Raw genomic sequence first — 25,704 nt, forward strand, 5'->3', positions numbered from 1 at the left:
GATTAGACCGGGATGGAAAGCGGGATCGGCGCTGCGTGCCCGTCCCGGACCACGGAAAGGACGGTCGCATGTCCGATACCCCGAAGCCGGGCAGATATGCCTCTTCGCCTTGCATGGCGGCAGAGGTGGACCCGACCTATTTCGATCCTCTCGCAACCGATCCGGAGCAGGCGCGCGATGTCGCGCGGTGGCGTAAATCCGAGCGTGCGCGCCTGCGCGGGTTGCGCGATGCGCTGAGCGTGGCGGCGCGGCAGGAGGTTGGGCGGGCAATCTCGGACCACCTGCGCGCGGTGGTGAAAGAGAATTTCAACGGGGCGCGGGGCAAGGTGCTGTCCTGCTACTGGCCAATAAAGGGCGAGCCGGATTTGCGCGGGCTGATGGCGGAATGGCATGCAGATGGGGTGCTGATCGCGTTGCCGATTGTCGAGGTCAAGGCCGCGCCGCTGGTGTTTCGCCGCTGGACGCCCGAGACGCAGATGGTGCGCGGCGATTGGAATATTCCGGTGCCGCCGCCCGAAGCGGAGCAGGTGACGCCAGACATCACCCTCGCGCCGATGATCGGCTGGACGGCGGCGTGTTACCGGCTGGGCTATGGCGGCGGCTATTTTGACCGGACCTTGGCGGCGCTTGATCCGCGCCCAGTGAGTATCGGTATCGCGCTGAGCGAGGCGCGGATCGAGACGATCTATCCGCAGCCGCATGATATTCCGCTCGACATGGTCGTGACGGATGCGGGCCTGAGGGCTGAAAGGACCGAGAGATGACGAGCACGGCAGAGCAGATGCGGGTTTGGCGTGGGCCTGCGGTCCTGAGTTTCGGGTTTCGGCCCTTTTTCCTGTGTGCAGGGATTTGGGCGGCGGGGATCATGGCGCTCTGGGTGCCGATGCTGGCGGGCGCGCTGAGCCTGCCGACCGCGTTCGATCCGGTCACATGGCACGCGCATGAGTTCCTCTTTGGCTATCTCGGCGCGGTGATTGCCGGTTTCCTGCTGACGGCGGTGCCGAACTGGACCGGGCGGCTGCCGATCGTGGGCTGGCCGCTGGGCGGGCTGGCGGCATTGTGGCTGATCGGGCGGGGGGCGGTCATGCTCTCTGCCGGGGTGCCGCCGGTGGCGGTGGCGCTGATGGATCTGGCGTTGCCGGTGGTTCTGGGCGTGGTGATCCTGCGCGAGATCGTAGCGGGCAAGAACTGGCGCAATCTGATCGTCTTGGCGATGCTGGCGGTCTTTGCGCTGGGCAATGCGCTGTTTCATTGGGAGGCGGCGCGGGGGGATTATGCGGCGCAGGGTTATGGCCTGCGGCTGGGACTGGCGGCGGTGGTGATGATGATCGCGGTCATTGGTGGGCGGATCGTGCCGTCGTTCACGCGCAACTGGCTGGCGCGGCGGGGGGCGGGGCGGTTGCCGGTGCCGCCGATGCAGCGGTTCGACAAGGGGGCGCTCCTGGTATTGCTGGTGGCGCTCGGGATGTGGGTCACCCGGCCAGAGGCATTGGCGACGGGTGGGGCGCTGGTGGTCGTGGGTGTCGTCCATGCCGCGCGTCTGGCGCGCTGGGCGGGAGAGCGCACGGGGGCGGAGCCGCTCGTCTGGGTGCTGCACCTTGGGTATGCGTTCGTGCCGCTTGGAGCGTTGGGCATCGGGCTGGAGGCGCTGAGTTCGGGCGTGTTCGGCGCGGCGGCGGTGCAGCATTTGTGGATGGCGGGCGCGGCAGGGTTGATGACATTGGCGGTGATGACGCGGGCGACCTTGGGTCACACGGGCCGCGCGTTGACTGCGGGGAGCGGCACGGTAGCGCTTTACCTCGCGCTGGTGGTCTCTGTGCTGGCGCGGTTGGCGGCTGGTCTGTGGCCTGCGGAGGCGGTCCTGTTGCACGCACTGGCGGGGATCGCATGGATCGGCGCGTTTGGCGGGTTTGCGGTTCTCTATGGGCCGCTGATGCTGCGGTTGAAACCGGCAAAGACGATACCGGGGGCCTGATGGGCTGGGCCGAGTTCATCGCGGCCTTTGCCGTGTTCTTCCTGAGCCATTCGGTGCCGCTGCGCCCCAATATCAAGGCGCCGGTTGTGGCGCGGGTAGGGGCAGGGGGATTCACGCTTGGCTATTCGATCCTGTCATTGGCGGTTCTGGCATGGGTGATCGGCGCGGCGGGGCGTGCGCCCTATGTGCCGCTTTGGGGCTGGGCGGCGTGGCAGGGGCATGTCACGCTGGCCGTGATGTTGGGGGTCTGCGTGATCCTGGGGTTGAGTATCGGGCGGCCCAATCCGTTTTCCTTTGGCGGCGCGCAGAATGCACGGTTTGATCCGGGCCGTCCGGGGATCGTGCGGCTGACGCGGCATCCTCTGTTGCTGGCGCTGGCGCTCTGGGCTGTGGCGCATATGCTTCCCAATGGGGATCTGGCGCATGTGATCCTCTTTGGCAGTTTCGCAGGCTTTGCTATCGGGGGGATGTGGATCGTTGACCGGCGCAAGCGGCGAGGAATGGGGGCAGAGTGGCTGCGGCTGGACCATGCGCGGCGGCAAGCGGGGATCGCGCCACGAAGCTGGGGCATGGCATGCGTGCGGGGGCTGCTTGGCAGTTTGCTCTATGCGGGGTTGCTTGCGGCGCATCCCTTGCTCTTTGGTGTCTCGCCACTGGGGTAGGGGCGTTTCGGAGCCTTGGCAGCCTTTGGCCGATGCCGCAAAAATCGCGCGACGTCCTTGCAAAACGCTGATAGCGTTAACGTGCGCCGGAGCTTTGGGCAGGGTGATCGTGAGGGGAATCGCCATTTCGTAGTAAAAAGTGAAACTTTTTGAACATTAAAAAGCGCGCATTAGGTCGCACTTGCGTTAAGTAACTGAAATATAACTGTATTCAATAGTATACAATAGTTTTCAAGCGGCTTGCCCGCTTGGGAAGGCTCTGCTACACCGCAGCCGAATTTGGGTGGTTCGCAAGTCTCACCCTATGCCAACGCCCCCGGATGTGACCCTGCGTCACGCCTGACCAACCGGGGCCAGATTATCGGAAGGGTGGACGTGTCCGAACCAGCTTCGATCTCTACTGGCATTGCCGCGCGCTATGCCACTGCGATATTCGAGCTTGTGAGAGAGGCCAAAGGCTTGGCCAAACTCGAAAGCAATCTCACTGATCTGGCACAGGCGCTGAGCGAGAGCGAAGACCTGCGCGTGATGATCGCCTCTCCGGTTCTGAGCCGCGATGTGCAAGGGGCGGCCATGTCTGCGGTCGCCGCCAAAATGAAGCTGCTGCCGGAGTTGCAGAACGGCCTGGCTCTGATGGGGCAAAAGCGGCGCCTGTTCGTGCTGCCGCAGCTCATTGCGCAGCTCAACGCCATGATCGCCGAAGAAAAAGGCGAAGTCAGTGCCGATGTGACCAGCGCCAAGGCGCTGACCAAGGCGCAATCCGACAAGCTGGCCAAGGCGCTCAAGGCGCGCGTCGGCAAGGATGTCAAGATCAATGCGACCGTTGATGAAAGCCTCATCGGCGGTCTAGTCGTCAAGATGGGCTCGAAGATGATCGACACGTCGATCCGCTCCAAGCTCGATTTCCTCCAGAATTCAATGAAAGAGGTCGGATAAATGGGTATCCAAGCAGCAGAGATTTCTGCGATCCTGAAGGACCAGATCAAGAACTTTGGCCAAGACGCCGAAGTTGCAGAGATCGGCCGGGTTCTCTCGGTGGGTGACGGGATCGCACGGGTTCACGGGCTGGACAATGTTCAGGCTGGCGAGCTTGTCGAGTTTCCGGGCTCGATCATGGGCATGGCGCTGAACCTTGAGAGCGACAACGTCGGTGTCGTGATCTTCGGTTCTGACCGTGACATCAAGGAAGGCGACACCGTCAAGCGCACCAAGTCCATCGTGGACGTGCCGATTGGCGACGAGCTGTTGGGCCGCGTTGTGGACGGTCTGGGCAACCCGCTGGATGGCAAGGGCCCGATCAAGACCAAGACCCGCGGTCTGGCCGATGTGAAGGCCCCCGGCATCATCCCGCGTAAATCGGTGCATGAGCCGATGGCGACCGGCCTCAAATCCGTGGACGCCATGATCCCGATTGGCCGTGGTCAGCGCGAGCTGATCATCGGCGACCGTCAGACCGGCAAGACCGCCGTGGCGCTGGACGCGATCCTGAACCAGAAGATCTACAACGAAGCCGCGGGCGACGACGAGAGCAAGAAGCTCTATTGCGTTTACGTCGCCGTGGGGCAGAAGCGGTCCACCGTGGCGCAGCTGGTGAAGAAGCTGGAAGAAAGCGGCGCGATCAAGTATTCGATCGTTGTGGCCGCCACCGCGTCGGACCCCGCGCCGATGCAGTTCCTGGCGCCCTATTCCGCGACCGCTATGGCCGAGCATTTCCGCGACAATGGCCGTCACGCGCTGATCGTGTACGATGATCTCTCGAAACAGGCCGTGGCCTATCGCCAGATGTCGCTGCTGCTGCGCCGTCCGCCCGGTCGTGAAGCCTATCCGGGTGACGTTTTCTATCTCCACTCTCGCCTGCTGGAGCGGTCGGCCAAGCTGAACGAGGACAATGGTTCGGGCTCGCTCACTGCGCTGCCGATCATTGAAACCCAAGGTGGTGACGTTTCGGCGTTTATTCCGACCAACGTGATCTCGATCACCGACGGGCAGATCTTCCTTGAGACGGAACTCTTCTATCAGGGTATCCGCCCGGCTGTGAACACCGGTCTGTCGGTGTCGCGTGTGGGCTCTTCCGCTCAGACCAATGCGATGAAATCGGTCGCGGGTCCCGTCAAACTGGAACTGGCTCAGTATCGCGAGATGGCGGCATTTGCCCAGTTCGGGTCTGACCTTGACGCGGCGACACAGCAGTTGCTCAACCGTGGTGCGCGTTTGACCGAGTTGATGAAGCAGGCGCAGTATTCGCCGCTGACCAATGCGGAAATCGTCTGCGTGATCTATGCGGGCACCAAGGGTTATCTGGACAAGATCGCGGTGAACCAGGTGGGCCGCTATGAGCAGGGTCTGCTCAAGCACCTGCGCGGCAAACATGCCGATCTGCTGGCATACATCACCAAGGAAGACCCCAAGATCAAGGGTGAGGCCGAGGACCGTATCAAAGCTGCGCTGGACGAATTCGCCGCTGACTTCGCATAAGGGGGAGATAAGGCAATGCCGAATCTCAAGGACCTGAAAAACAGGATCGCGTCGGTCAAATCGACCCGCAAGATCACCAAGGCCATGCAGATGGTTGCCGCGGCGAAACTTCGCCGCGCGCAGGATGCTGCCGAGCAGGCCCGCCCCTATACCGAGCGTTTCAACGCCGTGATGGGCAAGCTTGCGGCCTCTGTCGGGGATGCGGCCAATGCGCCGCGTCTGCTGGCGGGCACGGGCGAGGACAAGGTGCATCTCTTGGTGGTGATGACCGCCGAGCGGGGCCTTTGCGGTGGCTTCAACGCCAATATCGCGAAGCTGGCCAAGACCCATGCCGCCGAGTTGCTGGCCAAGGGCAAGACGGTCAAGATCCTGACCGTCGGCAAGAAGGGCCGCGACGCGATGAAGCGCGACTATGGTCAGTATTCCGTGGGTCATGTCGACATGAGCGAGGTCAAGCGCCTTGGTTATGCCGATGCCCAAGGGATTGCGGCCGAAGTGCTCAAGCGGTTCGATGGCGGTGAGTTTGATGTCGCGAAGATCTTTTTCTCGCGGTTCGAGAATGTGGTCAGCCAAATTCCGAGCATGCAGCAGGTGATCCCGTTCGACGTGGACACCGCGGCTGGCAAGGTCGATACCGACAGCTTCTATGATTACGAGCCCGACGAGCAGGCGATCTTGGCCGATCTGTTGCCGCGTGGCGTTGCAACCGCAATCTTTGCCGCGCTGTTGGAAAACGGTGCCTCGGAGCAGGGTGCGCGCATGTCCGCGATGGACAATGCAACGCGCAACGCAGGCGAGATGATCGACAAGCTGACAATCGAGTACAACCGCTCGCGTCAGGCCGTGATCACCAACGAGCTAATTGAAATCATTTCCGGCGCGGAAGCGCTGTAAGAGAACCGGAGACGAAACATGGCAAATGCAAAAGGCAAGGTGACGCAGGTCATTGGCGCCGTTGTGGACGTTCAATTTGACGGCGATCTGCCAGCCATTCTGAACGCGCTGCAGACCGACAACAACGGCAAGAAGCTGATCCTCGAAGTGGCGCAGCATCTGGGCGAAAACACCGTGCGGACCATCGCAATGGACGCAACCGAGGGTCTGGTTCGCGGTCAGGCCGTGAGCGATACCGGCGCGCCGATTTCGGTTCCGGTGGGGAATGCCACCCTGGGCCGCATCCTGAACGTCATCGGTGAGCCGGTGGACGAGGGCGCGCCGATCAAGGCGACGGAATACCGGTCCATCCACCAGCCTGCGCCGGAGTTTTCCGAGCAGTCGACCGCATCCGAGATCCTCGTGACCGGCATCAAGGTTGTGGACCTGCTGGCCCCCTATGCCAAGGGCGGCAAGATCGGTCTCTTTGGGGGTGCCGGTGTGGGCAAGACGGTTCTCATCATGGAACTGATCAACAACATCGCCAAGGTGCACTCGGGGTATTCGGTGTTTGCCGGTGTGGGTGAACGGACCCGTGAGGGCAACGACCTCTATCACGAGATGATCGAATCCAACGTGATCAAGCCCGACAATCTGGAAGAGAGCCAAGTGGCCCTTGTTTACGGTCAGATGAACGAGCCTCCGGGGGCGCGTGCGCGTGTGGCGCTGACCGGCCTGACGCTGGCCGAGCAGTTCCGCGATCAGTCAGGGTCGGACGTTCTGTTCTTTGTCGACAACATCTTCCGCTTCACGCAGGCGGGGTCCGAGGTGTCGGCGCTGTTGGGTCGTATTCCTTCGGCCGTGGGTTATCAGCCGACGCTGGCCACCGACATGGGTGCCATGCAGGAGCGCATCACCTCGACCAAGGCAGGCTCGATCACGTCCATTCAGGCCGTTTACGTGCCTGCGGACGACTTGACCGACCCGGCCCCTGCCACGACCTTTGCCCACCTTGACGCAACGACCGTTCTTAGCCGGGCGATCTCGGAACTGGGGATTTACCCCGCCGTGGACCCGCTCGATTCGAATTCGCGTCTGATGGATCCGCAGATCGTTGGCGAAGAGCATTATCAGGTTGCGCGTGACGTGCAGGGGATTTTGCAGCGCTACAAGAGCTTGCAGGACATCATCGCCATTCTGGGCATGGACGAACTCTCGGAAGAGGACAAGCTGACCGTGGCACGCGCCCGGAAAATCCAGCGTTTCCTCAGCCAACCGTTCGACGTGGCCAAGGTGTTCACCGGCTCTGACGGGGTTCAGGTGCCGCTGGAAGAGACGATCAAATCGTTCAAGGCTGTGGTCGCGGGCGAGTATGATCACCTGCCCGAAGGTGCCTTTTACATGGTCGGTGGCATCGAGGATGTGATTGCCAAAGCCGAACGCATGGCTGCCGACGCGGCCTGATCAACGCCTGTCACGGTTCTGCGCGGGTGATCCCCGCGCAGGCCTGACACCATGAGGGAGGCCGAGATGGCTGAAACAGTGCAATTCGATCTGGTGAGCCCCGAGCGGCTCTTGGCCTCGGTCGCTGCCCATGAGGTGAGCATTCCGGGAGCCGAGGGCGATCTGACCGCCATGGCCGATCACGCCCCGCTCATCACCACCCTGCGTCCCGGTATCCTGCGGGTTTCGGGGCCGTCGGGCGAGAAGGAATATGTCGTGACCGGCGGTTTCGCCGAGATCAGCGGCAAGAGCGTGTCGGTTCTGGCCGAGCAGGCTGTTGCCCGCGAGGACATGACCCGCGAGGCGTACAAGGCGATGGTGGATGCCGCGACCGACAAGTTGGCGCATGCGCAAGAGAAATTCGTCAATGAGCCCGGCCCGGTCGACGAGATGGCCAAGCTTTTGGCGGATATGGTCGCCGTTGGTGATCATATCGGTTTGTCTGCCAACTGAGGCGCGCCGATTTTGTGATTAAAGGGGCCGTTCCGCGGCCCTTTTTTCATTTTTCGCTCTCAATTTTGCCGGAAAAGCGGTGTAGTCTCGCCAGAGTGTCGGAAGGCGTCGTATGAAATTCTTGATCAATCAGGCCATTGGGATCGAACAGGGGGATGATGTCCTCTTTTCGGATTTTGCCGATGGGGGGGAGATGTGGACCGGGTCAGGCGCGCGAGAGCGGCGCAAGAAGATCACGTTTTCCAGCCCGTTCAAGTCCGAGCCTGCGGTGCATGTGGCTCTGTCGCTCTGGGATATGGACAGTGCCACCAATGCCCGCGCCGATGTCACGGCGGAGAAGATCACGACGAAGGGGTTTGACATCGTGTTTCGCACCTGGGCGGATACGCGGGTGGCTCGGGTGCGGGTGCGCTGGATGGCGCTTGGCGAGGTGTTCCACGAGGATGACTGGCAAGACGTCTACTGACGAAAGGGTGGGCCGGGATGGACACGCGATTGCGCGCTGGTGAGGTGGTGACCGAGCTGCCCGAAAGGCAGGACGCCGCGCTACAGTTCATCGGCAGGATACATACGCCATGGACCCGGCGGGAAGATTGCCCGCGTCAGGGACGGCTCGATGGGCCGGAGTGCCGGATAGAGGTTTTCGCGCCTTGGGTTGCGGCGCTGGAGGGAATCGAGGCCTATCAGCATCTCGAAATCCTCTATTGGTTGGACCGGTCACGGCGTGATCTGGTGCGGCAGAATCCCAAGGGGGATGGGGCACGGTATTTCGGCACCTTTGCCCTGCGCTCGCCGCAGCGACCCAATCCGATCGGAACATCGCAGGTGCGGCTGATCGGGGTGGACGGGGCGGCCTTGGTCGTGCGGGGGCTGGATTGTCTCGATGGCACACCATTGGTGGACATCAAGCCGGATCGTTGCGAGTTTACGCCAAAGGCCCCGCCCAAGGCGGCGGATCTGGGGTAGGGCGATTTTCCGATCACGCCCAGGTGGGATGAAATTTGCCTGCGGGCGAGAGGGTGAAAATCTCTGCGCCGGTGGCGGTCACGCCGATGGAATGTTCGAACTGTGCCGAGAGGGATTTGTCACGGGTGACGGCGGTCCAGTCATCGGCGAGGACCTTGGTTTCGGGACGGCCCAGATTGACCATCGGTTCGATGGTAAAGAACATACCTTCCTCCAGACGCGGCCCGCTGCCCGCTCGCCCGTAATGGAGCACATTGGGCGGGGCGTGGAACACGCGGCCCAGCCCATGACCGCAAAAATCGCGCACCACCGACATGCGATGCGCCTCCACATAGCTCTGGATTGCATGGCCTATGTCGCCAAAGGTATTACCGGGGCGCACGGCCTCGATCCCCTTCATCAGCGCGTCATGCGTGACCTGAACGAGGCGCTCGGCTTTGCGGCTGAGTTTGCCTGCCACATACATGCGGCTGGTATCGCCGAACCAGCCATCCACGATGACGGTCACATCGACGTTCAGAATGTCACCGTCTTTCAGAACCTTGTCGCCGGGAATGCCGTGGCAGACCACGTGATTGACGCTGATACAGCTTGCGTGCTGATAGCCCTTATACCCGATGGTGGCGGATTTCGCGCCGGAGGCGTTGACCCTGTCCTCGATCACCTTGTCGATGGCGGCGGTGGTCTGGCCGACAAAAACATGCTCTGCGATCTCGTCAAGGATCTGTGCGGCGAGCGCCCCGGCCCGGTGCATGCCGGCAAAATCCGCAGTCTCATGGATGCGGATACCTTCGCGCGTCAATCGTCCTCGGTGTGTCTCGTTCACGTCCGGCCTCGTATGGTGTACATTTTCCGTTTATCTAGGGCTATTTGCGCGAAAGGACCAGAGGGCGGTCGTCCGCAAGGGGCAGACTGTGTCCGATTGTGACCTCTTGCGGCGTGATATTGGCCCGATATGACAGCACCGTGACCCCTGCGGCGTGCGCCCGGTGCAATGCCGACGCATAGGTGGGGTCTATGTCCTCTGCCACGGTCACGGCCTGCGCATCGGTGCGTTGCACCAGATAGAGAAGCACGGCGCGGTGCCCTGCACGCACTATTTCGGACAATTCCCTTAGGTGGCGCGCCCCGCGCGCCGTGACGCTGTCGGGAAATTCCGCGAGACCGGGGCTTCGCAACAGGGTGACGGATTTCACTTCGACATAGGCATCGGGCAGACCCTCGCCCGACAGCAGGAAATCCACCCGGCTGCCCGCGCCGTAGGATTGTTCGGGCCGCACCATATCATACACCGCCAACTCTGGGATTTGCCCCGCCTCTAGCGCCTCTTTGACCACGCGATTGGCAATGGCGGTATCCACACAAGTGAAATCGCCATTGCCACTCTCGACCAGCCGCCAGCCGAATTTGAGTTTCTTGCGCGGATCGTCGTTGGGTTCGACCCAGATGGATGCGCCGGGCTCTGCCAGGCCCATCATGCTGCCGGGATTGGCGCAATGCGCCGTCACCTCGCGCCCGTCCATGAGGCGAATATCGGCGAGAAAGCGTTTGTAGCGGCGCAGCAGCACAGCCTGCACAAGAGGGGTTTGAAAGCGCATGGCCTGCGCCTATACCGTGTTTGTCCCCGGATCAAGGAGTCTGCCATGCCCAACCCGACCGCTGCCATGCTTGTCATCGGAGACGAGATCCTCTCGGGGCGTACGCGTGATGCCAACATGCATTATCTGGCGGGCGAGGTGACAAAGATGGGCATCGACCTCAGGGAGGTGCGCGTAGTCAGCGATGACCCCGACGCGATTGTCGCGGCGGTTCGGGCGCTGAGTGCGGCCTATGACCATGTGTTCACCTCGGGCGGGATTGGCCCGACCCATGATGACATCACCGCCGAGAATGTGGCGGCGGCCTTTGATCGGCCGATTTCGGTGCGCGAGGATGCCCGCGCCATTCTGGCTGCGCATTACGACGCGCGCGGGCAGGAGTTGAACGATGCGCGCCTGCGCATGGCGCGTATTCCCGACGGGGCCACGCTGATTGACAATCCGATCAGTGCCGCGCCGGGCTTTACCATCGAGAATGTGCATGTCATGGCCGGGGTGCCGTCGATTTTCCAGGCGATGCTGGCCTCTGTGCTGCCCAAGCTCACGGGGGGCGCGCCGATCCTGTCACAGACGCTGGAAATCCGGCGCGGCGAGGGCGACATTGCCGGACCCTTGTCGGATCTGGCGGGGCGGTATCCGGATTTGAGCATCGGATCCTATCCGTTCATCCGCGACGGGTGTTATGGCGCGCAGATCGTGATGCGCGGGCAGGATGGCGCGCGGCTTGATGCGGCAATGTCCGAATTGGCGGGGATGTTTCCGGCATGAAACCAGATGTGCAGACCCTCTATGCGGTGACAGAGGCGACCTGGCCACCCGCGCGGACAGAGGTGCTTGGCCCTGTCACGATCCGCGAGGGGCGGGGTGGCGGCAAGCGCGTATCGGCAGCCACGGCGGCGCGGCCGATCACGCCCGAGGAATTGACCAAGGCCGAAGCTGCCATGCGCGCGCTGGATCAAAGCCCGCTGTTTCAATTGCGTGAGGGGGATGGCGCGCTGGATGCGCTCTTGGCCGCTGAGGGCTATGAGGTGGTTGATCCCGTCAATCTCTATGTGGTGCCCGTTGCGACCTTGACGGTGGACAGGCCGCCGCGTGTCAGCACCTTTGCGGTTTGGGAATCCTTGGAAATCATGCGCGAAATCTGGGCCGAAGGTGGAATTGGCCCGGCGCGGATCGCGGTGATGGAGCGTGTGACCGGCCCCAAGACCGGGCTGTTCGGCAGGCACAAGGATCAGCCCGCCGCCACCGGCTTTGCCGCCATTCACGATGGGATCGCCATGGTGCATGCGCTCGAGGTGCAGGCCCGCCATCGCCGCGCAGGCATGGGGCGGCTGATGATGCTTCAGGCCGCTCTTTGGGCGCAATCCGAGGGCGCGGAATTTCTGGCGGTGATTTGCACCAAGGGCAATCAGGGGGCCAACGGGCTCTATTCCGCGATGGGATTTTCGCATGTTGGCGATTACCATTACCGGCAGAAGGAGTAAGACATGACCAATTCAGACCAGCCCACAGCGCTTGATCTGCCGATGCTCGACCCGCTGCCCGAGGCAACGCAGAAGTATTTTGACATCTGCGCCGAGAAACTGGGCATGATCCCCAATGTTCTCCGGGCCTATGCGTTCGATATCGACAAGCTCAACGCTTTTACCACGCTTTACAACAACCTGATGCTGGCCGAGAGCGGCCTGAGCAAGCTGGAGCGTGAGATGATCGCGGTGGTGGTCAGTGCGATCAATCGCTGCTGGTATTGTCAGGTGGCGCATGGTGCTGCGGTGCGGCAACTGTCGGGTGATCCCGCCTTGGGTGAGGCGATGGTGATGAATTGGCGAGTGGCGCGGCTAGATGCGCGGCAGAGCGCGATGCTGGGCTTTGCCGAGAAGATCACGCGCGCCTCGTCCGAGATCACCGAAACTGATCGTGCCGGACTTCGCGACGTGGGGTTCACCGATCGCGACATTTGGGACATTGCCAATGTTGCGGGCTTTTTCAACATGAGCAATCGGGTTGCCTCGGCCACGGGCATGCAGCCCAACCCCGAGTATCATGCGCAGGCGCGATAGGGCGGGATGCGGCGCGCGTTTTCATTTTTGCTGTGGATGTTGTTCGCAGGGGGGCCGGCCTCTGCGGTCGATCTGAGCCTGCCTGCGGGGGCCAGCCTCACGCGTGAGGTGATCGGCACAGCGGATACGGTGAGCCTGCCGACGGGGCCACATTCCGGCACGGATATGCCCAGCCTGCGCCTTGAAGGGCGGATCGTCAGCCGGGCGTGGCGGATGCCGGTGCAGGGGGTCACGACGCTGCAACTTTTGACGCCACTGCGTGAGCAGTTGGAGGCCGCTGGCTGGGACGTGGCGTTTGAGTGTGCGGCTGTGGAGTGTGGCGGGTTTGATTTCCGATTTGCCCTGCCCACGCTGCCTGCGCCGGATATGTTTCTTGATCTCTTCGACTATCGTTATTTGCTCGCGCGACGGGGTGTGGGGGCGACGCAGGATCACGCAGTCCTGATTGTCAGCCAGAGCGGGCAGACCGGCTATGTTCAGATCCTGCAAGTGACGCCGTTGGCGGAGGGGGAGAGCGTGATCCCCACGCCTGCCGACGTTGAGCCGCAAGCCGATCTGGTGCTGCGCTTGCGAGAGATGGGGCATGTGGTGCTTGAGGGGCTTGATTTCGGCTCGGGCGACAACGCGCTTGGACCGGGCCCGCATGGCAGCCTTGTGGTCTTGGCGCAGTTTCTGGCGGCGTCGCCAGAGACGCGCGTTGCGCTTGTCGGGCATACGGACAGCACCGGAGGGTTGGAGACGAATACGGCCCTCTCGCGGGCCCGCGCAGAAGCAGTGATGGCGCGTCTGATCCAGAAACATGGCGTAGACCCGACGCAGGTCGAGGCGCATGGTATCGGCTATCTGGCCCCGATTGCCCCAAACACCAGCCCAGAGGGGCGCGAGCGCAATCGCCGGGTCGAGGTCGTTCTATTGGATGCCAGCCCGCAATAGCGATTGTTTGTCCCGCCTCAGCGCCACCATGTGGCGTAGGAGGCCAGCATGCCTTGCAGCTTGGCCAAGAGGCGGTTGGCAGGGCCGGGCCGGGGCAAGGGACCATGCGCCAGCCGCTCGACCACCACCTCGACCGGGCAGGCCCGCCCGGTCACGGGATCGCGGTAGCGCGGATAATCAATCAGCGTGGCATGGACGAGACCGCGCAGCGTGGGTCGCGCACTACGCCGCGCCGGGGTGTCGCCCAGATCACGGGTGAGACCCCAACCCGCGTAGAATGGCGCGCCGGTCGTGGTCACACGCACCCCGCGCAAGAGCGCCTCGAACCCCAGAAGCGAGGTCATGGTCCAGACCTCGTCGACCATGCCCAAGAGCCGGGCCGGATCGGTGCGGTCAAGGATCACATCTGCGAGGTCGCGGGCGGCCGCGGGAGGCACGGCGCCGGGGCGAAGCCCGGCCTCGACATCGGGATGTGGTTTGTAAAGGATCACGGCATCCGGGTTGGCCGTGCGGGCCGCTTGCAGGAGTGCGAGATTGGTGCAGATGGTCCCGGCCCCGAGGCGAATTGAGGCGTCATCCTCGACCTGTCCCGGCACGAGGATTCGCCGTCCTTCGGGCAGGTCGGGCACCGGCTGACCGAGGTTGTATTTGCTGAGGCCATGGCGGATCAGCGCCGCGATCAGCGCCTCGGCGCGGCGGTCTTGATCGGGGCGCAGGCGGGCGCGGGCGGAGATCAGGCGCTCTAGCTGGCTCTCATGCCTAGGGTCATAGTAGATGCCCAGATCGTCACAGACCAGGGACAGAGGCGGGATTAGATCGGCCCCGAGGCCGCGCGAGCGCAGAAAGCCGTCCTCGACACGCACCGCCCCAACCGGGGCTGTGTCGGTCTGAGAGGCCCAGACCATCGCGCGGCGGTCGGGCTGGGGCGGTCCGCCAAAGACCATGCGCCGATGCTGGCCGAAGAAGCGTTGCAGCGGCGCGCGTTTCCACAGGCGCATGCCATGGGCCTGCCAGCCGGTGTGATCCTCGCGCCAGGCCCGCGTTTCGGCCTCCAGCGTCGAAATCGCCTGATCCAGATCGCAGAGACGGTCGCGGCAGGGGTCATACCATGTGGGATAGAGCAGCATCGCCCCGGCAAAGAGCTGCGCGCGCGTCAGCTTGCGGCCCCGGCGGCTGAGGGGCAGGGGGTGGCGGTCGTCGCTCAGGCCCCAGCCCGCATAGAACGGCTGGCCAAAGACCTGTGGGCGGTGCCCGGCCAGAATGGCCTCGAACCCTATCTGCGAGGTCACGCAATAGACCGCGATGGCCCCGTCCAGCAGCGCCCAAGGGCTGACCGGATCGGAGAGGAGGCGGATGCGCGTGCTCTCGTCCTTGGTGCTGAAATAGCCGGGGCGGTGGCCCGATGTGGTTTCGGGATGGGTTTTGATGATGATGGGTGCGCCGGGGTGATCCTCTTGTGCCCAATAGAGCATCTCGCGGAAGGTGTTGGCATCGGCCCCGCCATGGGTGACCGAGGCATCGCCGCGGGTCTGGTCGATCACCAGGACATAGCCCGGATCAGGACAGGGGGTAGCAGGCTCAAAGGCGCTGTATTTGCTCAGATGTGCCTCTTGCAGCCGCGCGATGCCGCTGCGCGCCCGGTCCAGAAGGGCGGTATCATCCAGCGGATGCGTGGCCAGCAGATGTTCGAGATCGGAAGCGTGGCGGCTATCGAAATAGATGCCGCGCCGGTCGATCACGAGCCCCATAGGCGGCTCGCCGCTGCGTCCCGGATGGAGCGAGCGCAAAAACGCATCCTCGATGCGCAAGAGCCCGGAACCGGTGCGGGCCGCCACCGCCTCGCCGCGCGCAGCATAGGGGCTGCGGCCCCAGACGGCGATGAGGTCATCCCTGCCGGGCCGCCCAAGGGTCAGGTCATGGCCTGCCAGTTTCAGGATACGGCGCACGCGGGTTTGCCACAGAAACCCGCCGTTGAAATAGAAAACCCGCCGGGAGGCTTCTGCCTCGCCAGCGGGTTGCCCGTCAGAGGGCTGGCTCAAAAGTCGCCCGAGAGCGTCGAGGACGCCGTCGATACCGACCCGACCGCGCCAAGCGTGCCGGTAAAGGCCCCGATGACCTTGGACCATTGCGTGAACGGCGCCTCGGTCACATAGATCGTGTCGTCGTCGCGGATCGAGAAATCCCGCGCCATGAACATGCCGTTTGGCTTGGTGAGGTCGAGCACGTAGACCAGACGTTGCGCGCCCTGAAGGTCGTTACGGCCCAGCACCTGATTGGCGATTTCCGCAGGTTCGTTGCGCAGCACGAAGACGCCGGTCGGATCGGCGGCGGCGGTCGAGAGACCGCCCACCTGTGCGATGGCCTCAAGCGCGCTGAGCGTCTGCGTCTCGAAGGTTACGCGCGACTGAGCACCGGTCGCGCCAAGGGCGGTATAGGCGCGGGTATCGGCCTCGACCAGAATACGGTCACCACCGCGCAGGGCGATGTCGAACTGCGGGTATTTGAAGAGGTCCTGAAACCAGACCTTGGAGCGTTGATCGCCGCGAATGACCGTGATCTGCGCCACCTCTGGCGGGATCGCGATGCCACCGGCAGAGGCGATCATCGCCGAGAGGGTGCGGGTGGGGGCCTCGATCGGATAGACGCCCTGACCGCTGACCGCCCCGCTGATCGACACGGTCGAGCCGTTGCCCGCAAGACGGCGCACCTCGACTTGGGGATCGGGGGTTTGCTGTTCGAGTTTCTCGGTAATGATGCGGCGGACGCCTTCGGGGGTGTTGCCTGAGGCCTTGATCCGGCCCGCATAGGGCACGAAGATAAAGCCGGAGCCGTCCACCTGCACCTCGCCCAAGGTGGTCTGGTTGGTTGCCTCGCCAGCCAAAAGCCCGTCATCGACGTTTTCCCAGATGGTCAGGCCCAGCGTGTCACCGGGGCTGATGAGGTCAGAGCCAAGCAGGCCTGCGTTCTGGAATTGGTCGGTAAAGCCGAGTGCCGGTTGCACGGCGGTCGCGCGGGTAACGCGGTCATTGACGGTCACGACAAAGGCATCGCCCTGACGCTGGACCGATCCGGCGTAGAGTTCACGCTTGTTGGGGCCCACGCGCGGCAGGCCGCATCCGGCCACGAGGGACGCAATAAGCAATAGCGCAACAGGGCGCGCCCATCGGGTGTGTCGGGATGTCACTGCTCGGTCTCCTCGACCTGTTCTTGTTCTGCCTCGGGTCTTTTTTTGCCACGCTACCGGAGAAAATTGTTAAAATCCAGCATTTCCATCGCCTGCGCCTATGTGATGAGGCGCAACTGTTGCCGAGGGGCCGCGGTGCCAGAGCGTAGTGCGTCATAGGGGTCTTCGGCGGCAAGCATCATATCGACCGCTTGTCGCAGCAATTGACGCCGCCCGGACGAGGAATAGAAGCCGCCCGCGATCTGGCTGGTTTCCAGCAGAAACCGACGATAATCGGTATAGGCGCGGCGGTCGGGGCGCTCTGCCCCGGCAAAGAAATCGGACAAGGGTTTGGTCGAGACGAATTGCGGCTTGGCATAGACCGCCTGACCGAAGGTGCGCAGCGGAATGCCGCGCCAGAGCACCTGTTGCGCCGCCGTGGAATTGACCGTGACGGCAGAGCGCGCCTCGTCCAGCAGTTTCGCAAGCTTGCCGCCGCGCAGGTAGTGCACCCGCCCGCGCAGGCCATGGGCGCGCACAAGGCGGCGCAATTCGCTGCGGATGGGGGCGCGGCCATCCTCCAGCGGATGCGCCTTGATCACCAGATGATGATGCGGCGGCGCGCCGCGCGCAAAGCCGTCGATCACGGTTTCCAGAAATTCGGTCATCGTGGAAAAGGGCGAATGGGCCTGAAACGAGGCGTCGTGTTCCAACTGCAAAAGCGCGATGTGATAGGGAAATCCGCCGGTGCGCACCCGCCATGTGGTCAGACGCCGCTCGATGGCCTGAACCGGCATCAGCACCAGCCGTTTCAGGTAGAGCTTGAACTCCTGTCCGACGGTCAGCGCGCGATGGGGGCGGAAATGGCGGTAGCGGCGGTTCAGGAAGAGGACAAAGCCATGATAAAGCGCGCCGTAGAAAACATGCTGGCGCATGTCACCCCAACTGGCCGGGGGCAGGGCGGTGTCCATGTCTGAGTTTTCCAGAGCCTGCCGCATCTCTGGCACGCTCATTTCCATCAAGCGGGAATTGCCATTGGTGCCGCCGCGCTCATACGTCACCCAGTAGGGGCGCATGTAACCTTCTTCAAAGACATGGATCGTGAGGCCGCGCGCGCGGGCGAGCTCAACCGCTTGCGCATGGATGGGCCGGGTATCGCCATAGAGCACGAGATCGGTGATGCGCTTGTCATCGAGGATCTGGCTGAGGGTCGCGGGCCAGTCCTCGGCCTGACCGAGAAAGGGCAGATAGCTGCTCCGCTGGCGCCAGAACGCCTGATCCCCGGCATTGAAGCCTACGCGCCAGACATCCGCCCCTGCCCGGCGCAGCATCTGCCCGAGTTGATAGAAGAACGGCCCATGCGGCCCCTGAAGAAACAGGAACGCGCGGTTCTCGCCGGTCAGACCAGTCATGGCAGTGTCTCTTGCCTTTGCGCTCGATCACGCTTTCTACTGCAAAAATCGGGCGAAAATAAGCCCTGTCGGCTGCGGTCTCTTGTCTGGCGGCGGTGAGGGCGGTAGGGGTCACGAGATACCAAGAGGAGAGCGATACATGTTCACGGGCATCATCACCGATGTGGGGCGCATTCAGGCGGTAGAGCATCGTGGCGATCTGCGCGCGCGGATTGGCACTGGCTATGATACCGCACGGATCGAGATTGGTGCCTCTATCGCCTGTGACGGCGTGTGCCTGACGGTTGTGGCGCTCGGGTCCGGCTGGTTCGACGTGGATATTTCGGCCGAAACCCTGTCCAAGACCAACCTGTCGGGTTGGGCTGAGGGGCGGCGCGTCAATCTGGAAAGGGCGCTGCGGGTCGGCGATGAATTGGGCGGGCATATCGTGTCGGGCCATGTCGATGGCTTGGCCGAGGTCGTGGGATTGCGCGACGAGGGCGACAGCACCCGCGTTACGCTGCGCGCGCCTGCGTCTCTTGCGCGGTTCATCGCCCCCAAGGGATCAGTGGCGCTCAACGGCACCTCGCTTACGGTCAACGAGGTCGACGGCTGCGATTTCGGGATCAACTTCATCCCGCATACCAAATCGGTGACCACATGGGGCGACGTGGCACTGGGGGATATGGTCAATCTCGAGATCGACACGCTTGCGCGGTATGTGGCGCGGCTGGCCGAGGCGGATTAGCCCTCAGCCGGCACGGCAGCGCGGTAGAGATGCCATGTTGCGTGCCCAAGCACCGGCAGAACGATCACCAACCCAAGGAACGCGGGCAGCATCCCGAGGGTCATGCCAAGCGCCACGATCAGGCCCCATGTGGCGACAATGCGCGGATTGCGCCGCGCCACGGCAAACGAAGTCATCACCGCCACGGGCAGGCCCACGCGCCGGTCGATCAGCATCGGGAATGAGATCAGGCTGAGCACGAGAACGGCGGCGGCAAAAACAAAGCCCGTGGCCATGCCCAAGATGATCATTTGCCAGCCCGCCCCGGTGGTCAGCACATCCTGTGCAAAGCCCATCAGGCTGGTGGGGGGAAGCGGCCCAAGCGTGAGGTCGTAGATATACTTCGCGGCGAACATCCAGACCACGAAAAGCCCCATGAGATAGACCCCCAGAACCAGCACCGGCCCCAGAACACGCGCGCGCAGGGCGTGCAGGGCGGTGCCCCAGCCCGTTGCCTGCCCGGTTTCGCGCTGACGGCTCATTTCATAGAGCCCGGTTCCGATCACTGGACCCAGCAGGGTGAACCCTGCCGCCAGCGGAAAGAGCAGGTGCAGATTGGCCGAATGAAACGCCGTAAGGGCCAGCGTGATGCCGATCAGCGGATAGATCGCGATGAGAAAGAACACGTCGCTGCGCAGGGCCACGAAATCCGCCAGCCCCTTGTGCAGGGCGGCGCGCAGGTCGTCATGGCTGAGGGTGCGCACCTCGGGTGGGGTGGTGATTTCGCTGCCGAGCGCCTCGGCGGCGTCAGACGCGCTACGTCCCGCGCTTGCGGTGGTGCCCGCCAGCCATGTCAGTGGATTGCCGATGGTCTTGGTCATTCTGGCCTCCCTTTTCGGGGCGCGGAAGCCGAAGGTCCGGCATTGCGCCGTCACGTTGTGGTGGGATCAAGATACCACGGATTGCCCCTGCCGTCACATCACGATGAAGCGACGGGGATTCAGCCCTCTCGTCTGCGCGCGGGGACGCGGTTTTCGACCCAGCGGAACATCAGTGCGATAAGGCCCGCGATGATCATGTAGACCAGTGCCAGCAGCAACAGCGGTTCATAGACGATGAAGGTGTCGGCGCGCACGCGGCTTGAGACCGCGTAAATCTCGATCACGGTGATGGTTGCGACCAGCGGCGTTGCCTTGAGTTGCAGGATGGTTTCGCCGCCCAGCGTGGGCAGGACATTGCGAATGGCCTGCGGTAGCCATATCCGGCGAAAGATCGTGAAACGCGGCATGCCAAACGCGCGTGCGGCCTCTAGCTGGCCTTTTTGCACGCTGGCAAAGCCGCCGCGCATCACCTCGCCCTCGTAGCCCGCATAGGACAGGGTAAGGGCCAGAACGGCATAGGGCCAGGCCTGACGCAGATAGGGCCACAGATCGGACCCGCGTATCCACGGGTATTGCGGAAAAAGAGAACCAAGCCCGTAATAAAGCAGCCAGATTTGCAGAAGAAGCGGCGTGCCGCGGATGACGGTGCAAAAGACGCGGGCAGGGGCAGCCAGATACCAGGGCCCTGCCGCCTGTGCCAGTCCAAGTGGAACGGCGAGCGCAAAGCCCAGCACCACCGTCACCACCAGAATCCAGATCGTGCGCCACAGACCTTCGAGCGCGAGCGGCAGATATTGCGGCAACCAGTCCCATCGCAGCGACAGGGCGCACCAGATCACGAAACCGGCAAAAAGCGCCATCAGGAACAGGCGGCGCGGGATCAGGAGGGCGCGCAGATCGCTCATCGCCCGCCCTCACGCAAGGAGGGTTGACCGCGTCGGGCCCATTTTTCGATCCGGGCAAAGATCACCCCGGAAAACAGCGTGATGAGCAGGTAAAGCCCGCCCGCCGCTAGGAAAAAGGTGAAATAGGCCCGCGTGCTGCCCGCCGCCTGTCGTGTTTCCAGCGTCAACTCGCTAAAGCCTACGATGGCCAGCAAAGCCGTGTCCTTGGTGGCAATCAGCCACAGGTTTGCCAGCCCCGGCGTGGCAAAGCCCATCATTGCCGGGATCGTCACGCGGCGCAGCGTCATCAGCGGTGGCATGCCAAAGGCGCGCGCGGCCTCAAGTTGACCGGGTGGAATCGCCTGAATCGCCCCGCGCAAGACCTCGGTTGCATAGGCCCCTTGCACCACGCCCAAGACCCAGATGCCCGCAACGACGCCGCTGATCTCGACCCGGTCATAGCCCATGGCGGTTGCGGCCTGATTGATCAGGTCAGAGCCGACGTAATAGAGGATCAGGATCAGCACCAGTTCCGGCACGGCGCGGATAACGGTGGTGTAGATCGCCAGAAGATCGCGCAGGAGCGGCCCGCCATAGAGCTTGCCATAGGCCCCGCCCAATCCGATCAGGAGGCCAAAGCCAAAGGCCCCAAGCGCAATCTGGAGCGAATTAACCAGCCCGCGCAAGAGGTTGGACCCCCAGCCCGGAGGTTCGAGCGACAGGAGGCTGGCGGCTTCCGCCAGCCCCAATGTGTCCAGCAGCGCCTCCAACGGGTTTAGTAGATGCTGGCTTTGAAGTAGCGCGCGGTGATCTCTGCATGGGTGCCGTCGGCCAGAATGGCGGCGATGCCCTTGTTCAGCGCCTCGCGCAGCGCGTCCTCACCCTTGCGCACACCCGCGCCCACGCCAAGTCCCAGAATGGCCGGATCATCGGCGACATTGCCCTTGATTTCGCAGCAGGCGCCCGCGTCGGTGGACACGAAATCCGCCATTGCGATGCTGTCGGCCTGCGTGGCGTCGATCCGGCCTGCGACCAGATCCTGATTGGCCTCGTCCTGCGTCTGATAGATGCGGATCTCGGCGGCGTCCTTGAAGTATTCCTGCGCATAGGCCTGATGGATGGTCGAGGCCTGAACGCCGATGATCTTGCCTTTCAGGCCTTCGGGGGTGGCGTCGATGTCCACGGCCTTGTCAGCCACGATCACGGTTGGTGTGTTGTAGTAAGGGTCTGAAAAGTCGATGGTTTTCATCCGCTCTTCGGTGATCGACATGGAGGCCATGATGGCGTCGATCTGGCCGCCGGTGAGCGAGGGGATAATGCCGTCCCACGCCACGGGCGTGATCACGCAGTTGAGTTCTGCGGCCTTGCACACCGCGTCGATCACATCGACCTCCCAGCCGACCCATGTGCCCGAGCTGTCGAGCGAGGCAAAGGGCGGATAGGGTTCGGCGGCGATGCCGATCTTGACCTCTTGCGCGGCAAGCCCGGTGCCGAGGGCCGCCAAAGTGGCGGCGGCGAGGATGGTTTTCAGTGTCATGTCAGTCTCCCTTGTTGGTTGGTTTGATCTGCCCCGCCTTATCCGACGGTTTGCAGGAATTGCTTGAGGCGGGCCGATTGCGGCGCGCCAAAGACGCGCTCGGGGGGGCCTTCTTCCTCGATCCGGCCCTGGTAGAGATAGACCACATGGCTGGCCACCTCGCGGGCGAATTTCATCTCATGGGTGACGATCAGCATGGTGCGCCCTTCGGCGGCAAGATCGCGGATCACGCTCAGCACCTCGCCGACAAGCTCGGGGTCAAGCGCGCTGGTGGGTTCGTCAAAGAGCATCACTGCGGGGTCAACGGCCAAGGCGCGTGCAATGGCGGCGCGCTGTTGTTGGCCACCGGACAGAAAGGCGGGAAAGGTATCGGCCTTGTCGCCAAGGCCAACGCGGTCAAGCAGCGCGCGCGCCCGCTCAATCGCCTGATTTTTCGGGGTTTTCAGGACATGCACCGGCACTTCGATCACATTCTCAAGCAAGGTGCGATGGGTCCAGAGGTTGAAGGCCTGAAACACCATGCCAAGCCTTGTGCGGATGCGTTCGATCTGGCGGCGGTCGGCGGGGCTTCCGTCGGGGCGCATGGCGATTTCCTCGCCATTGACCACGATCCGGCCCGATGTGGGCGTCTCAAGGAAATTGATACAGCGCAGCATGGTCGACTTGCCCGAGCCTGACCCGCCGATGATCGCGACCACATCGCCCTTTTGCGCCGTGAGCGACACGCCCTTGAGTACTTCGAGTGGCCCGAATGACTTGTGCAGGTCTTCGACAAGGATCGCGGGAGGCACCGGGACGGGCGCGTCGGACGGTCGGGGCGCTGCGGTCAAGGGCATGTCTCCGGCGTGGGCACTTTCGGCTTGTAGTAAGGCGGAAGAGTCGTAATTATGCAAGCGTATAATTGTTCGCGCCGGAGGATGCAGGCGACCATGACCGGAGAACGCCGCAAATTCAGGCGCGAAGGGGCCGACACCCGCCGTCAGGCGCTGGTGATGGCGACACTTGATCTGATCTCGGAACAAGGCGTGCGCGGGGCCACGGTGCGCGCCATCGCAGAGCGAGCGGATGTGACCCAAGGCCTTATCCGGCATTACTTTTCCACCAAGGATGAACTGGTTCAGGAGGCGTATCTCGCGCATATGGCGGGGCTGACAGAACAGACCTTTGCCGGGGTTGCAGAGCGGGAGACGGCGCGCGAACGGCTGGCGGCGCTGGTGGTGGCCTCGGTCACGCCGCCGGTGGTGGATTCGGCCTCGGTCGGGCTATGGGCCGGGTTTCTCAATCATGTGCGGCAGGATGCACGGATGCGCGCGGTACACGCGCAGACCTATCACGATTTCCGCGACCGGTTGGAGGGGTTGATCGTGGCGGCGCTGGCAGAGGCGGGGCGCGGCCCGGATGCGGGGCAGGCGCGGCGGCTGGCGATTGCCTGCAACGCGGTGATTGACGGGCTCTGGCTGGAAGGTGGCGCGCTGCCCGAGGCGTTTGAACCGGATGAACTGACTGGAATTGCCCTCACGGCGGTGGGGGCGATTTTGCAACTGGATTTGGAAGAGGCGGCGAAAACATGAGATTTTCCTCGATAAATGAAAGGCTTGCCGGGCTTGGCGGGGCCAAGTGGGAAGTGCATGCGCGGGCCAAGGAAATGGCGCGCGCGGGTAGTGACGTGATCCGTCTGACCATTGGCGAGCCGGATGTGCCCACGCCTGAACGCCTGAAGGACGCTGCCTATGCCGCGATGAAGGCGGGGCGCACGGGCTATTCGGACGGGCGGGGCGAGCCGGGATTGCGCGCGGCACTTGCGGAAAAATACAGCAAGAACAGGGGCCGCGTGTTTCATCCCGATCAAGTGATGTGCTTTCCGGGGACGCAAACCGCGCTCTATGCGGTGATGATGGCGGTGGCGGAAGCGGGTGCCGAAGTGCTGGTGGGTGATCCGATGTATGCCACCTACGAAGGGGTGATCCGGGCCACAGGGGCTGCGATGGTGCCGGTGCCGCTCAGGCCTGAGAATGGATTTCGGATGGCGGCGGCTGATGTGGCCGCGCGCATAACCCTTAGAACACGCGCGATTTTATTGACCACGCCCCATAATCCGACGGGGGCGATCCTGTCCCGTGCCGATATCGCGGCACTTGGGCGGTTGGCGGTTGAGCATGATCTGTGGATCATTTCTGACGAGGTTTATGAGGATCTGGTGTTCGAGGGGTCAGAATTTGTCTCGCCTTTGTCCGATCCAGATCTGGCGGAGCGGGTTGTCGCGGTGTCGTCGATCTCCAAGAGCCACGCGGCACCGGGATTTCGCAGTGGTTGGTGTATTGGGTCGCTCGAATTTACCGCGCATTTGCTAGCGCTGTCCGAGACAATGCTCTTTGGAAATCAACCGTTTATCGCGGATATGACGGAGCAGGCGGTGCGTGAGGGATCGGATGTTGCGGCTGGCATGCGGCAGAGGTTCGCCGCGCGGGCGGAGCTGTTGGCCAAGCGGTTGGAGCGGGAAACGGCGCTGCGCGTGCATCGCCCCGAGGCGGGGATGTTCGCGATGGTGGACATTGCCGCGACGGGGCTGGATGGGGAAAGCTATGCCCTTGATCTCTTGGAAAAAACCGGTGTGGCGGTGATGCCGGGGGCGTCCTTTGGCAAGACGCTCGACACATGGGTGCGGTTGGCGCTGACGGTCGAGGATGCACCCTTTGCCCAAGCGATTGACCGGATCGTGGCCCATGCCAATGCGCGGCGCGCCAAGATCGCCTGAAATATAATATAATCAGAGGGTTATGTGATGAATTCCAGCTATGAATTCCGCCGGGCGATCACCCGAAAGCCGGGTCGGAGCATTGTGGATGGGTTGCGGGCCGAGGATATCGGCACGCCGGATCTGACGCGGATGCTGGAGGCGCATGCCGCCTATGTGGCGACCCTGCGCAGCACCGGGGCCGAGGTGGTGGAATTGCCCGCGCTTGAAGCCTATCCTGACGCAGTTTTCGTAGAAGATACAATGCTTTGCCTGCCAGAGCAGGCCATTGCCATGCGCCCCGGCGCGCCTTCGCGGATGGGAGAAGTGGCGGAGATGCGTCCGGCGATTGCGGGGTTTTATCGCGATAGGATCGCAGAAATCACCGCGCCGGGGACCATCGAGGGGGGCGATATTCTGGTGACGGGGCGCGAGATTCTGGTGGGGTTGTCTGCCCGGACCAATCGCGAAGGCGTGGCGCAACTAACTGATATTGTTACTGAATATGGCTACACTTTGAGGCTGGTCGAAACACCGGAGGGGGTTTTGCACTTCAAGACCGATTGCGGTCTCGTGGCCCCCGAAACCATCCTGAGCACACGCAGGCTGGCGGTGTCGGGCTGTTTCGAAGGCTATGAGGTGCTGTTGGTGCCCGACGGTGAGGAAGCGGCAAGTAATTGTATTCGCTTCAATAATCTGGTGATCATGGCGGCCGGGTTCCCGCGCACGGCCGAGATGCTGTCGGCGCATGGGTATGAGGTTGTCCAGATCGACAACATCGAATGTGCCAAGCTCGATGGCGGGATGTCTTGTCTTTCGCTGCGATTCTGATCTTACACTTCTTACGAAATGAAGCGGATTTTGTAAGGTCCACAGCCGCGCCATGACG

Annotated in this window: 28 protein-coding genes; 18 read left to right on the forward strand and 10 right to left on the reverse strand. The window is 62.9% G+C overall.

Annotated elements, in window-relative coordinates:
- Positions 1–68 precede the first annotated feature (68 nt).
- From AACZ65_RS13110 to tsaA, 10 genes are all read left to right on the forward strand, one after another.
- Positions 69–764, forward strand: coding sequence for a 5-formyltetrahydrofolate cyclo-ligase (locus AACZ65_RS13110; protein WP_339671542.1), 696 nt, complete (start codon positions 69–71; stop codon positions 762–764).
- Entirely contained in the window at positions 761–1,975 is a 1,215-nt protein-coding gene (locus AACZ65_RS13115; protein WP_339671545.1) for an NnrS family protein, read from the forward strand. Before AACZ65_RS13110 ends, AACZ65_RS13115 begins: the two co-directional genes overlap by 4 nt.
- Positions 1,975–2,637, forward strand: coding sequence for an NnrU family protein (locus AACZ65_RS13120; protein WP_339671547.1), 663 nt, complete (start codon positions 1,975–1,977; stop codon positions 2,635–2,637). Before AACZ65_RS13115 ends, AACZ65_RS13120 begins: the two co-directional genes overlap by 1 nt.
- 369 nt (positions 2,638–3,006) lie before the next feature.
- Positions 3,007–3,573: a F0F1 ATP synthase subunit delta gene (locus tag AACZ65_RS13125; protein WP_339671548.1), complete on the forward strand. Its 567-nt coding sequence runs from the start codon at positions 3,007–3,009 to the stop codon at positions 3,571–3,573.
- Positions 3,574–5,112 (forward strand): F0F1 ATP synthase subunit alpha, encoded by a 1,539-nt coding sequence (gene atpA, locus AACZ65_RS13130; RefSeq protein ID WP_037272596.1) that lies wholly within the window; start codon positions 3,574–3,576, stop codon positions 5,110–5,112. It begins immediately after the preceding gene.
- A 15-nt stretch (positions 5,113–5,127) separates the two neighbouring features.
- Positions 5,128–6,006 (forward strand): F0F1 ATP synthase subunit gamma, encoded by an 879-nt coding sequence (locus AACZ65_RS13135; RefSeq protein WP_339671550.1) that lies wholly within the window; start codon positions 5,128–5,130, stop codon positions 6,004–6,006.
- A gap of 18 nt (positions 6,007–6,024) precedes the next feature.
- Positions 6,025–7,449, forward strand: coding sequence for a F0F1 ATP synthase subunit beta (atpD, locus tag AACZ65_RS13140; protein WP_037272602.1), 1,425 nt, complete (start codon positions 6,025–6,027; stop codon positions 7,447–7,449).
- Positions 7,450–7,515: 66 nt separating this feature from the next.
- Positions 7,516–7,941 (forward strand): F0F1 ATP synthase subunit epsilon, encoded by a 426-nt coding sequence (locus tag AACZ65_RS13145; RefSeq protein WP_037272989.1) that lies wholly within the window; start codon positions 7,516–7,518, stop codon positions 7,939–7,941.
- Between the two features lie 112 nt (positions 7,942–8,053).
- Positions 8,054–8,407 carry an H-type lectin domain-containing protein gene (locus AACZ65_RS13150; protein WP_037272605.1) on the forward strand — a complete coding sequence of 118 codons (354 nt, stop codon included), beginning with the start codon at positions 8,054–8,056 and terminating at the stop codon, positions 8,405–8,407.
- A 17-nt stretch (positions 8,408–8,424) separates the two neighbouring features.
- The gene (tsaA, locus tag AACZ65_RS13155) at positions 8,425–8,907 is read left to right on the forward strand and encodes a tRNA (N6-threonylcarbamoyladenosine(37)-N6)-methyltransferase TrmO (RefSeq protein WP_339671553.1); all 483 of its coding nucleotides are present in this window, start codon (positions 8,425–8,427) and stop codon (positions 8,905–8,907) included.
- Between the two features lie 13 nt (positions 8,908–8,920).
- On the opposite strand, the gene map is transcribed toward tsaA, so the two are convergent.
- Both map and sfsA read right to left on the reverse strand, forming a co-directional pair.
- Positions 8,921–9,733 carry a type I methionyl aminopeptidase gene (gene map, locus AACZ65_RS13160; protein ID WP_339671555.1) on the reverse strand — a complete coding sequence of 271 codons (813 nt, stop codon included), beginning with the start codon at positions 9,731–9,733 and terminating at the stop codon, positions 8,921–8,923.
- A 40-nt stretch (positions 9,734–9,773) separates the two neighbouring features.
- Positions 9,774–10,505, reverse strand: coding sequence for a DNA/RNA nuclease SfsA (gene sfsA, locus AACZ65_RS13165; protein ID WP_339671557.1), 732 nt, complete (start codon positions 10,503–10,505; stop codon positions 9,774–9,776).
- A 45-nt stretch (positions 10,506–10,550) separates the two neighbouring features.
- Between sfsA and AACZ65_RS13170 the strand changes: the two genes are divergently transcribed.
- Genes AACZ65_RS13170 through AACZ65_RS13185 form a run of 4 tightly spaced genes read left to right on the forward strand, consistent with a single transcriptional unit; the run spans position 10,551 to position 13,498 of the window.
- Positions 10,551–11,273, forward strand: a complete 723-nt coding sequence (locus AACZ65_RS13170; RefSeq protein ID WP_339671559.1) for a molybdopterin-binding protein — start codon at positions 10,551–10,553, stop codon at positions 11,271–11,273.
- Positions 11,270–11,989, forward strand: coding sequence for a GNAT family N-acetyltransferase (locus AACZ65_RS13175; protein WP_339671561.1), 720 nt, complete (start codon positions 11,270–11,272; stop codon positions 11,987–11,989). Before AACZ65_RS13170 ends, AACZ65_RS13175 begins: the two co-directional genes overlap by 4 nt.
- Before the next feature lie 3 nt (positions 11,990–11,992).
- Positions 11,993–12,565 carry a peroxidase-related enzyme gene (locus tag AACZ65_RS13180; RefSeq protein ID WP_037272621.1) on the forward strand — a complete coding sequence of 191 codons (573 nt, stop codon included), beginning with the start codon at positions 11,993–11,995 and terminating at the stop codon, positions 12,563–12,565.
- 36 nt (positions 12,566–12,601) lie between these two features.
- A complete protein-coding gene (locus tag AACZ65_RS13185; RefSeq protein WP_339671564.1) occupies positions 12,602–13,498 on the forward strand; it encodes an OmpA family protein in 897 nt (298 codons plus the stop codon).
- A gap of 17 nt (positions 13,499–13,515) precedes the next feature.
- On the opposite strand, the gene AACZ65_RS13190 is transcribed toward AACZ65_RS13185, so the two are convergent.
- The 3 genes from AACZ65_RS13190 to AACZ65_RS13200 all read right to left on the reverse strand — a co-directional run bounded on the left by AACZ65_RS13190 (position 13,516) and on the right by AACZ65_RS13200 (position 18,073).
- A complete protein-coding gene (locus AACZ65_RS13190) occupies positions 13,516–15,537 on the reverse strand; it encodes a capsular polysaccharide biosynthesis protein (protein ID WP_339671616.1) in 2,022 nt (673 codons plus the stop codon).
- Positions 15,534–16,682: a polysaccharide biosynthesis/export family protein gene (locus AACZ65_RS13195; protein WP_102105928.1), complete on the reverse strand. Its 1,149-nt coding sequence runs from the start codon at positions 16,680–16,682 to the stop codon at positions 15,534–15,536. Before AACZ65_RS13195 ends, AACZ65_RS13190 begins: the two co-directional genes overlap by 4 nt.
- Positions 16,683–16,780: 98 nt before the next feature.
- Positions 16,781–18,073, reverse strand: a complete 1,293-nt coding sequence (locus AACZ65_RS13200; RefSeq protein ID WP_037272629.1) for a capsular biosynthesis protein — start codon at positions 18,071–18,073, stop codon at positions 16,781–16,783.
- Positions 18,074–18,212: 139 nt separating this feature from the next.
- Between AACZ65_RS13200 and AACZ65_RS13205 the strand changes: the two genes are divergently transcribed.
- Entirely contained in the window at positions 18,213–18,800 is a 588-nt protein-coding gene (locus tag AACZ65_RS13205) for a riboflavin synthase (RefSeq protein WP_339671568.1), read from the forward strand.
- On the opposite strand, the gene AACZ65_RS13210 is transcribed toward AACZ65_RS13205, so the two are convergent.
- From AACZ65_RS13210 to AACZ65_RS13230, 5 genes are all read right to left on the reverse strand, one after another.
- Complete coding sequence (locus AACZ65_RS13210) at positions 18,797–19,660, reverse strand: DUF2189 domain-containing protein (RefSeq protein ID WP_339671570.1); 864 nt, start codon at positions 19,658–19,660, stop codon at positions 18,797–18,799. The two genes, AACZ65_RS13205 and AACZ65_RS13210, sit on opposite strands and share 4 nt — an antisense overlap.
- 119 nt (positions 19,661–19,779) lie before the next feature.
- Entirely contained in the window at positions 19,780–20,565 is a 786-nt protein-coding gene (locus tag AACZ65_RS13215; protein WP_339671572.1) for an ABC transporter permease, read from the reverse strand.
- Positions 20,562–21,314 carry an ABC transporter permease subunit gene (locus AACZ65_RS13220; RefSeq protein WP_339671575.1) on the reverse strand — a complete coding sequence of 251 codons (753 nt, stop codon included), beginning with the start codon at positions 21,312–21,314 and terminating at the stop codon, positions 20,562–20,564. The genes AACZ65_RS13215 and AACZ65_RS13220 overlap by 4 nt, the downstream gene beginning before the upstream one ends.
- Before the next feature lie 5 nt (positions 21,315–21,319).
- A complete protein-coding gene (locus tag AACZ65_RS13225) occupies positions 21,320–22,081 on the reverse strand; it encodes a transporter substrate-binding domain-containing protein (protein ID WP_339671577.1) in 762 nt (253 codons plus the stop codon).
- Positions 22,082–22,119: 38 nt separating this feature from the next.
- Positions 22,120–22,917, reverse strand: coding sequence for an ABC transporter ATP-binding protein (locus tag AACZ65_RS13230; protein WP_339671579.1), 798 nt, complete (start codon positions 22,915–22,917; stop codon positions 22,120–22,122).
- A gap of 93 nt (positions 22,918–23,010) precedes the next feature.
- On the opposite strand from AACZ65_RS13230, the gene AACZ65_RS13235 reads away from it, so the two are divergent.
- From AACZ65_RS13235 to AACZ65_RS13245, 3 genes are read left to right on the forward strand one after another with little or no spacing between them, the layout of a single operon-like run.
- Positions 23,011–23,652, forward strand: coding sequence for a TetR family transcriptional regulator C-terminal domain-containing protein (locus tag AACZ65_RS13235; RefSeq protein WP_339671581.1), 642 nt, complete (start codon positions 23,011–23,013; stop codon positions 23,650–23,652).
- On the forward strand, positions 23,649–24,836 hold the full coding sequence (locus AACZ65_RS13240) for a pyridoxal phosphate-dependent aminotransferase (protein WP_339671583.1): 1,188 nt from the start codon (positions 23,649–23,651) through the stop codon (positions 24,834–24,836). The genes AACZ65_RS13235 and AACZ65_RS13240 overlap by 4 nt, the downstream gene beginning before the upstream one ends.
- A 24-nt stretch (positions 24,837–24,860) precedes the next feature.
- Positions 24,861–25,646, forward strand: coding sequence for an arginine deiminase family protein (locus AACZ65_RS13245; RefSeq protein ID WP_339671585.1), 786 nt, complete (start codon positions 24,861–24,863; stop codon positions 25,644–25,646).
- Positions 25,647–25,704: the final 58 nt, after the last annotated feature.

It is taken from the genome of uncultured Roseovarius sp. (assembly GCF_963972555.1).
Taxonomy (GTDB): domain Bacteria; phylum Pseudomonadota; class Alphaproteobacteria; order Rhodobacterales; family Rhodobacteraceae; genus Roseovarius; species Roseovarius mucosus.

Excerpts from the sequence above, each read along its gene's own strand:
- AACZ65_RS13185 (WP_339671564.1), top strand. The coding sequence starts at position 12,602 with ATGTTGTTCGCAGGGGGGCCGGCCTCTGCGGTCGATCTGAGCCTGCCT.
- AACZ65_RS13150 (WP_037272605.1), top strand. The coding sequence starts at position 8,054 with ATGAAATTCTTGATCAATCAGGCCATTGGGATCGAACAGGGGGATGAT.
- AACZ65_RS13215 (WP_339671572.1), bottom strand. The coding sequence starts at position 20,565 with ATGAGCGATCTGCGCGCCCTCCTGATCCCGCGCCGCCTGTTCCTGATG.
- AACZ65_RS13175 (WP_339671561.1), top strand. The coding sequence starts at position 11,270 with ATGAAACCAGATGTGCAGACCCTCTATGCGGTGACAGAGGCGACCTGG.
- AACZ65_RS13240 (WP_339671583.1), top strand. The coding sequence starts at position 23,649 with ATGAGATTTTCCTCGATAAATGAAAGGCTTGCCGGGCTTGGCGGGGCC.
- AACZ65_RS13205 (WP_339671568.1), top strand. The coding sequence starts at position 18,213 with ATGTTCACGGGCATCATCACCGATGTGGGGCGCATTCAGGCGGTAGAG.
- sfsA (WP_339671557.1), bottom strand. The coding sequence starts at position 10,505 with ATGCGCTTTCAAACCCCTCTTGTGCAGGCTGTGCTGCTGCGCCGCTAC.
- AACZ65_RS13120 (WP_339671547.1), top strand. The coding sequence starts at position 1,975 with ATGGGCTGGGCCGAGTTCATCGCGGCCTTTGCCGTGTTCTTCCTGAGC.
- AACZ65_RS13210 (WP_339671570.1), bottom strand. The coding sequence starts at position 19,660 with ATGACCAAGACCATCGGCAATCCACTGACATGGCTGGCGGGCACCACC.
- AACZ65_RS13135 (WP_339671550.1), top strand. The coding sequence starts at position 5,128 with ATGCCGAATCTCAAGGACCTGAAAAACAGGATCGCGTCGGTCAAATCG.
- AACZ65_RS13225 (WP_339671577.1), bottom strand. The coding sequence starts at position 22,081 with ATGACACTGAAAACCATCCTCGCCGCCGCCACTTTGGCGGCCCTCGGC.
- AACZ65_RS13145 (WP_037272989.1), top strand. The coding sequence starts at position 7,516 with ATGGCTGAAACAGTGCAATTCGATCTGGTGAGCCCCGAGCGGCTCTTG.
- AACZ65_RS13110 (WP_339671542.1), top strand. The coding sequence starts at position 69 with ATGTCCGATACCCCGAAGCCGGGCAGATATGCCTCTTCGCCTTGCATG.
- atpA (WP_037272596.1), top strand. The coding sequence starts at position 3,574 with ATGGGTATCCAAGCAGCAGAGATTTCTGCGATCCTGAAGGACCAGATC.
- AACZ65_RS13180 (WP_037272621.1), top strand. The coding sequence starts at position 11,993 with ATGACCAATTCAGACCAGCCCACAGCGCTTGATCTGCCGATGCTCGAC.
- AACZ65_RS13230 (WP_339671579.1), bottom strand. The coding sequence starts at position 22,917 with ATGCCCTTGACCGCAGCGCCCCGACCGTCCGACGCGCCCGTCCCGGTG.
- AACZ65_RS13235 (WP_339671581.1), top strand. The coding sequence starts at position 23,011 with ATGACCGGAGAACGCCGCAAATTCAGGCGCGAAGGGGCCGACACCCGC.
- AACZ65_RS13200 (WP_037272629.1), bottom strand. The coding sequence starts at position 18,073 with ATGACTGGTCTGACCGGCGAGAACCGCGCGTTCCTGTTTCTTCAGGGG.
- AACZ65_RS13170 (WP_339671559.1), top strand. The coding sequence starts at position 10,551 with ATGCCCAACCCGACCGCTGCCATGCTTGTCATCGGAGACGAGATCCTC.
- tsaA (WP_339671553.1), top strand. The coding sequence starts at position 8,425 with ATGGACACGCGATTGCGCGCTGGTGAGGTGGTGACCGAGCTGCCCGAA.
- AACZ65_RS13115 (WP_339671545.1), top strand. The coding sequence starts at position 761 with ATGACGAGCACGGCAGAGCAGATGCGGGTTTGGCGTGGGCCTGCGGTC.
- atpD (WP_037272602.1), top strand. The coding sequence starts at position 6,025 with ATGGCAAATGCAAAAGGCAAGGTGACGCAGGTCATTGGCGCCGTTGTG.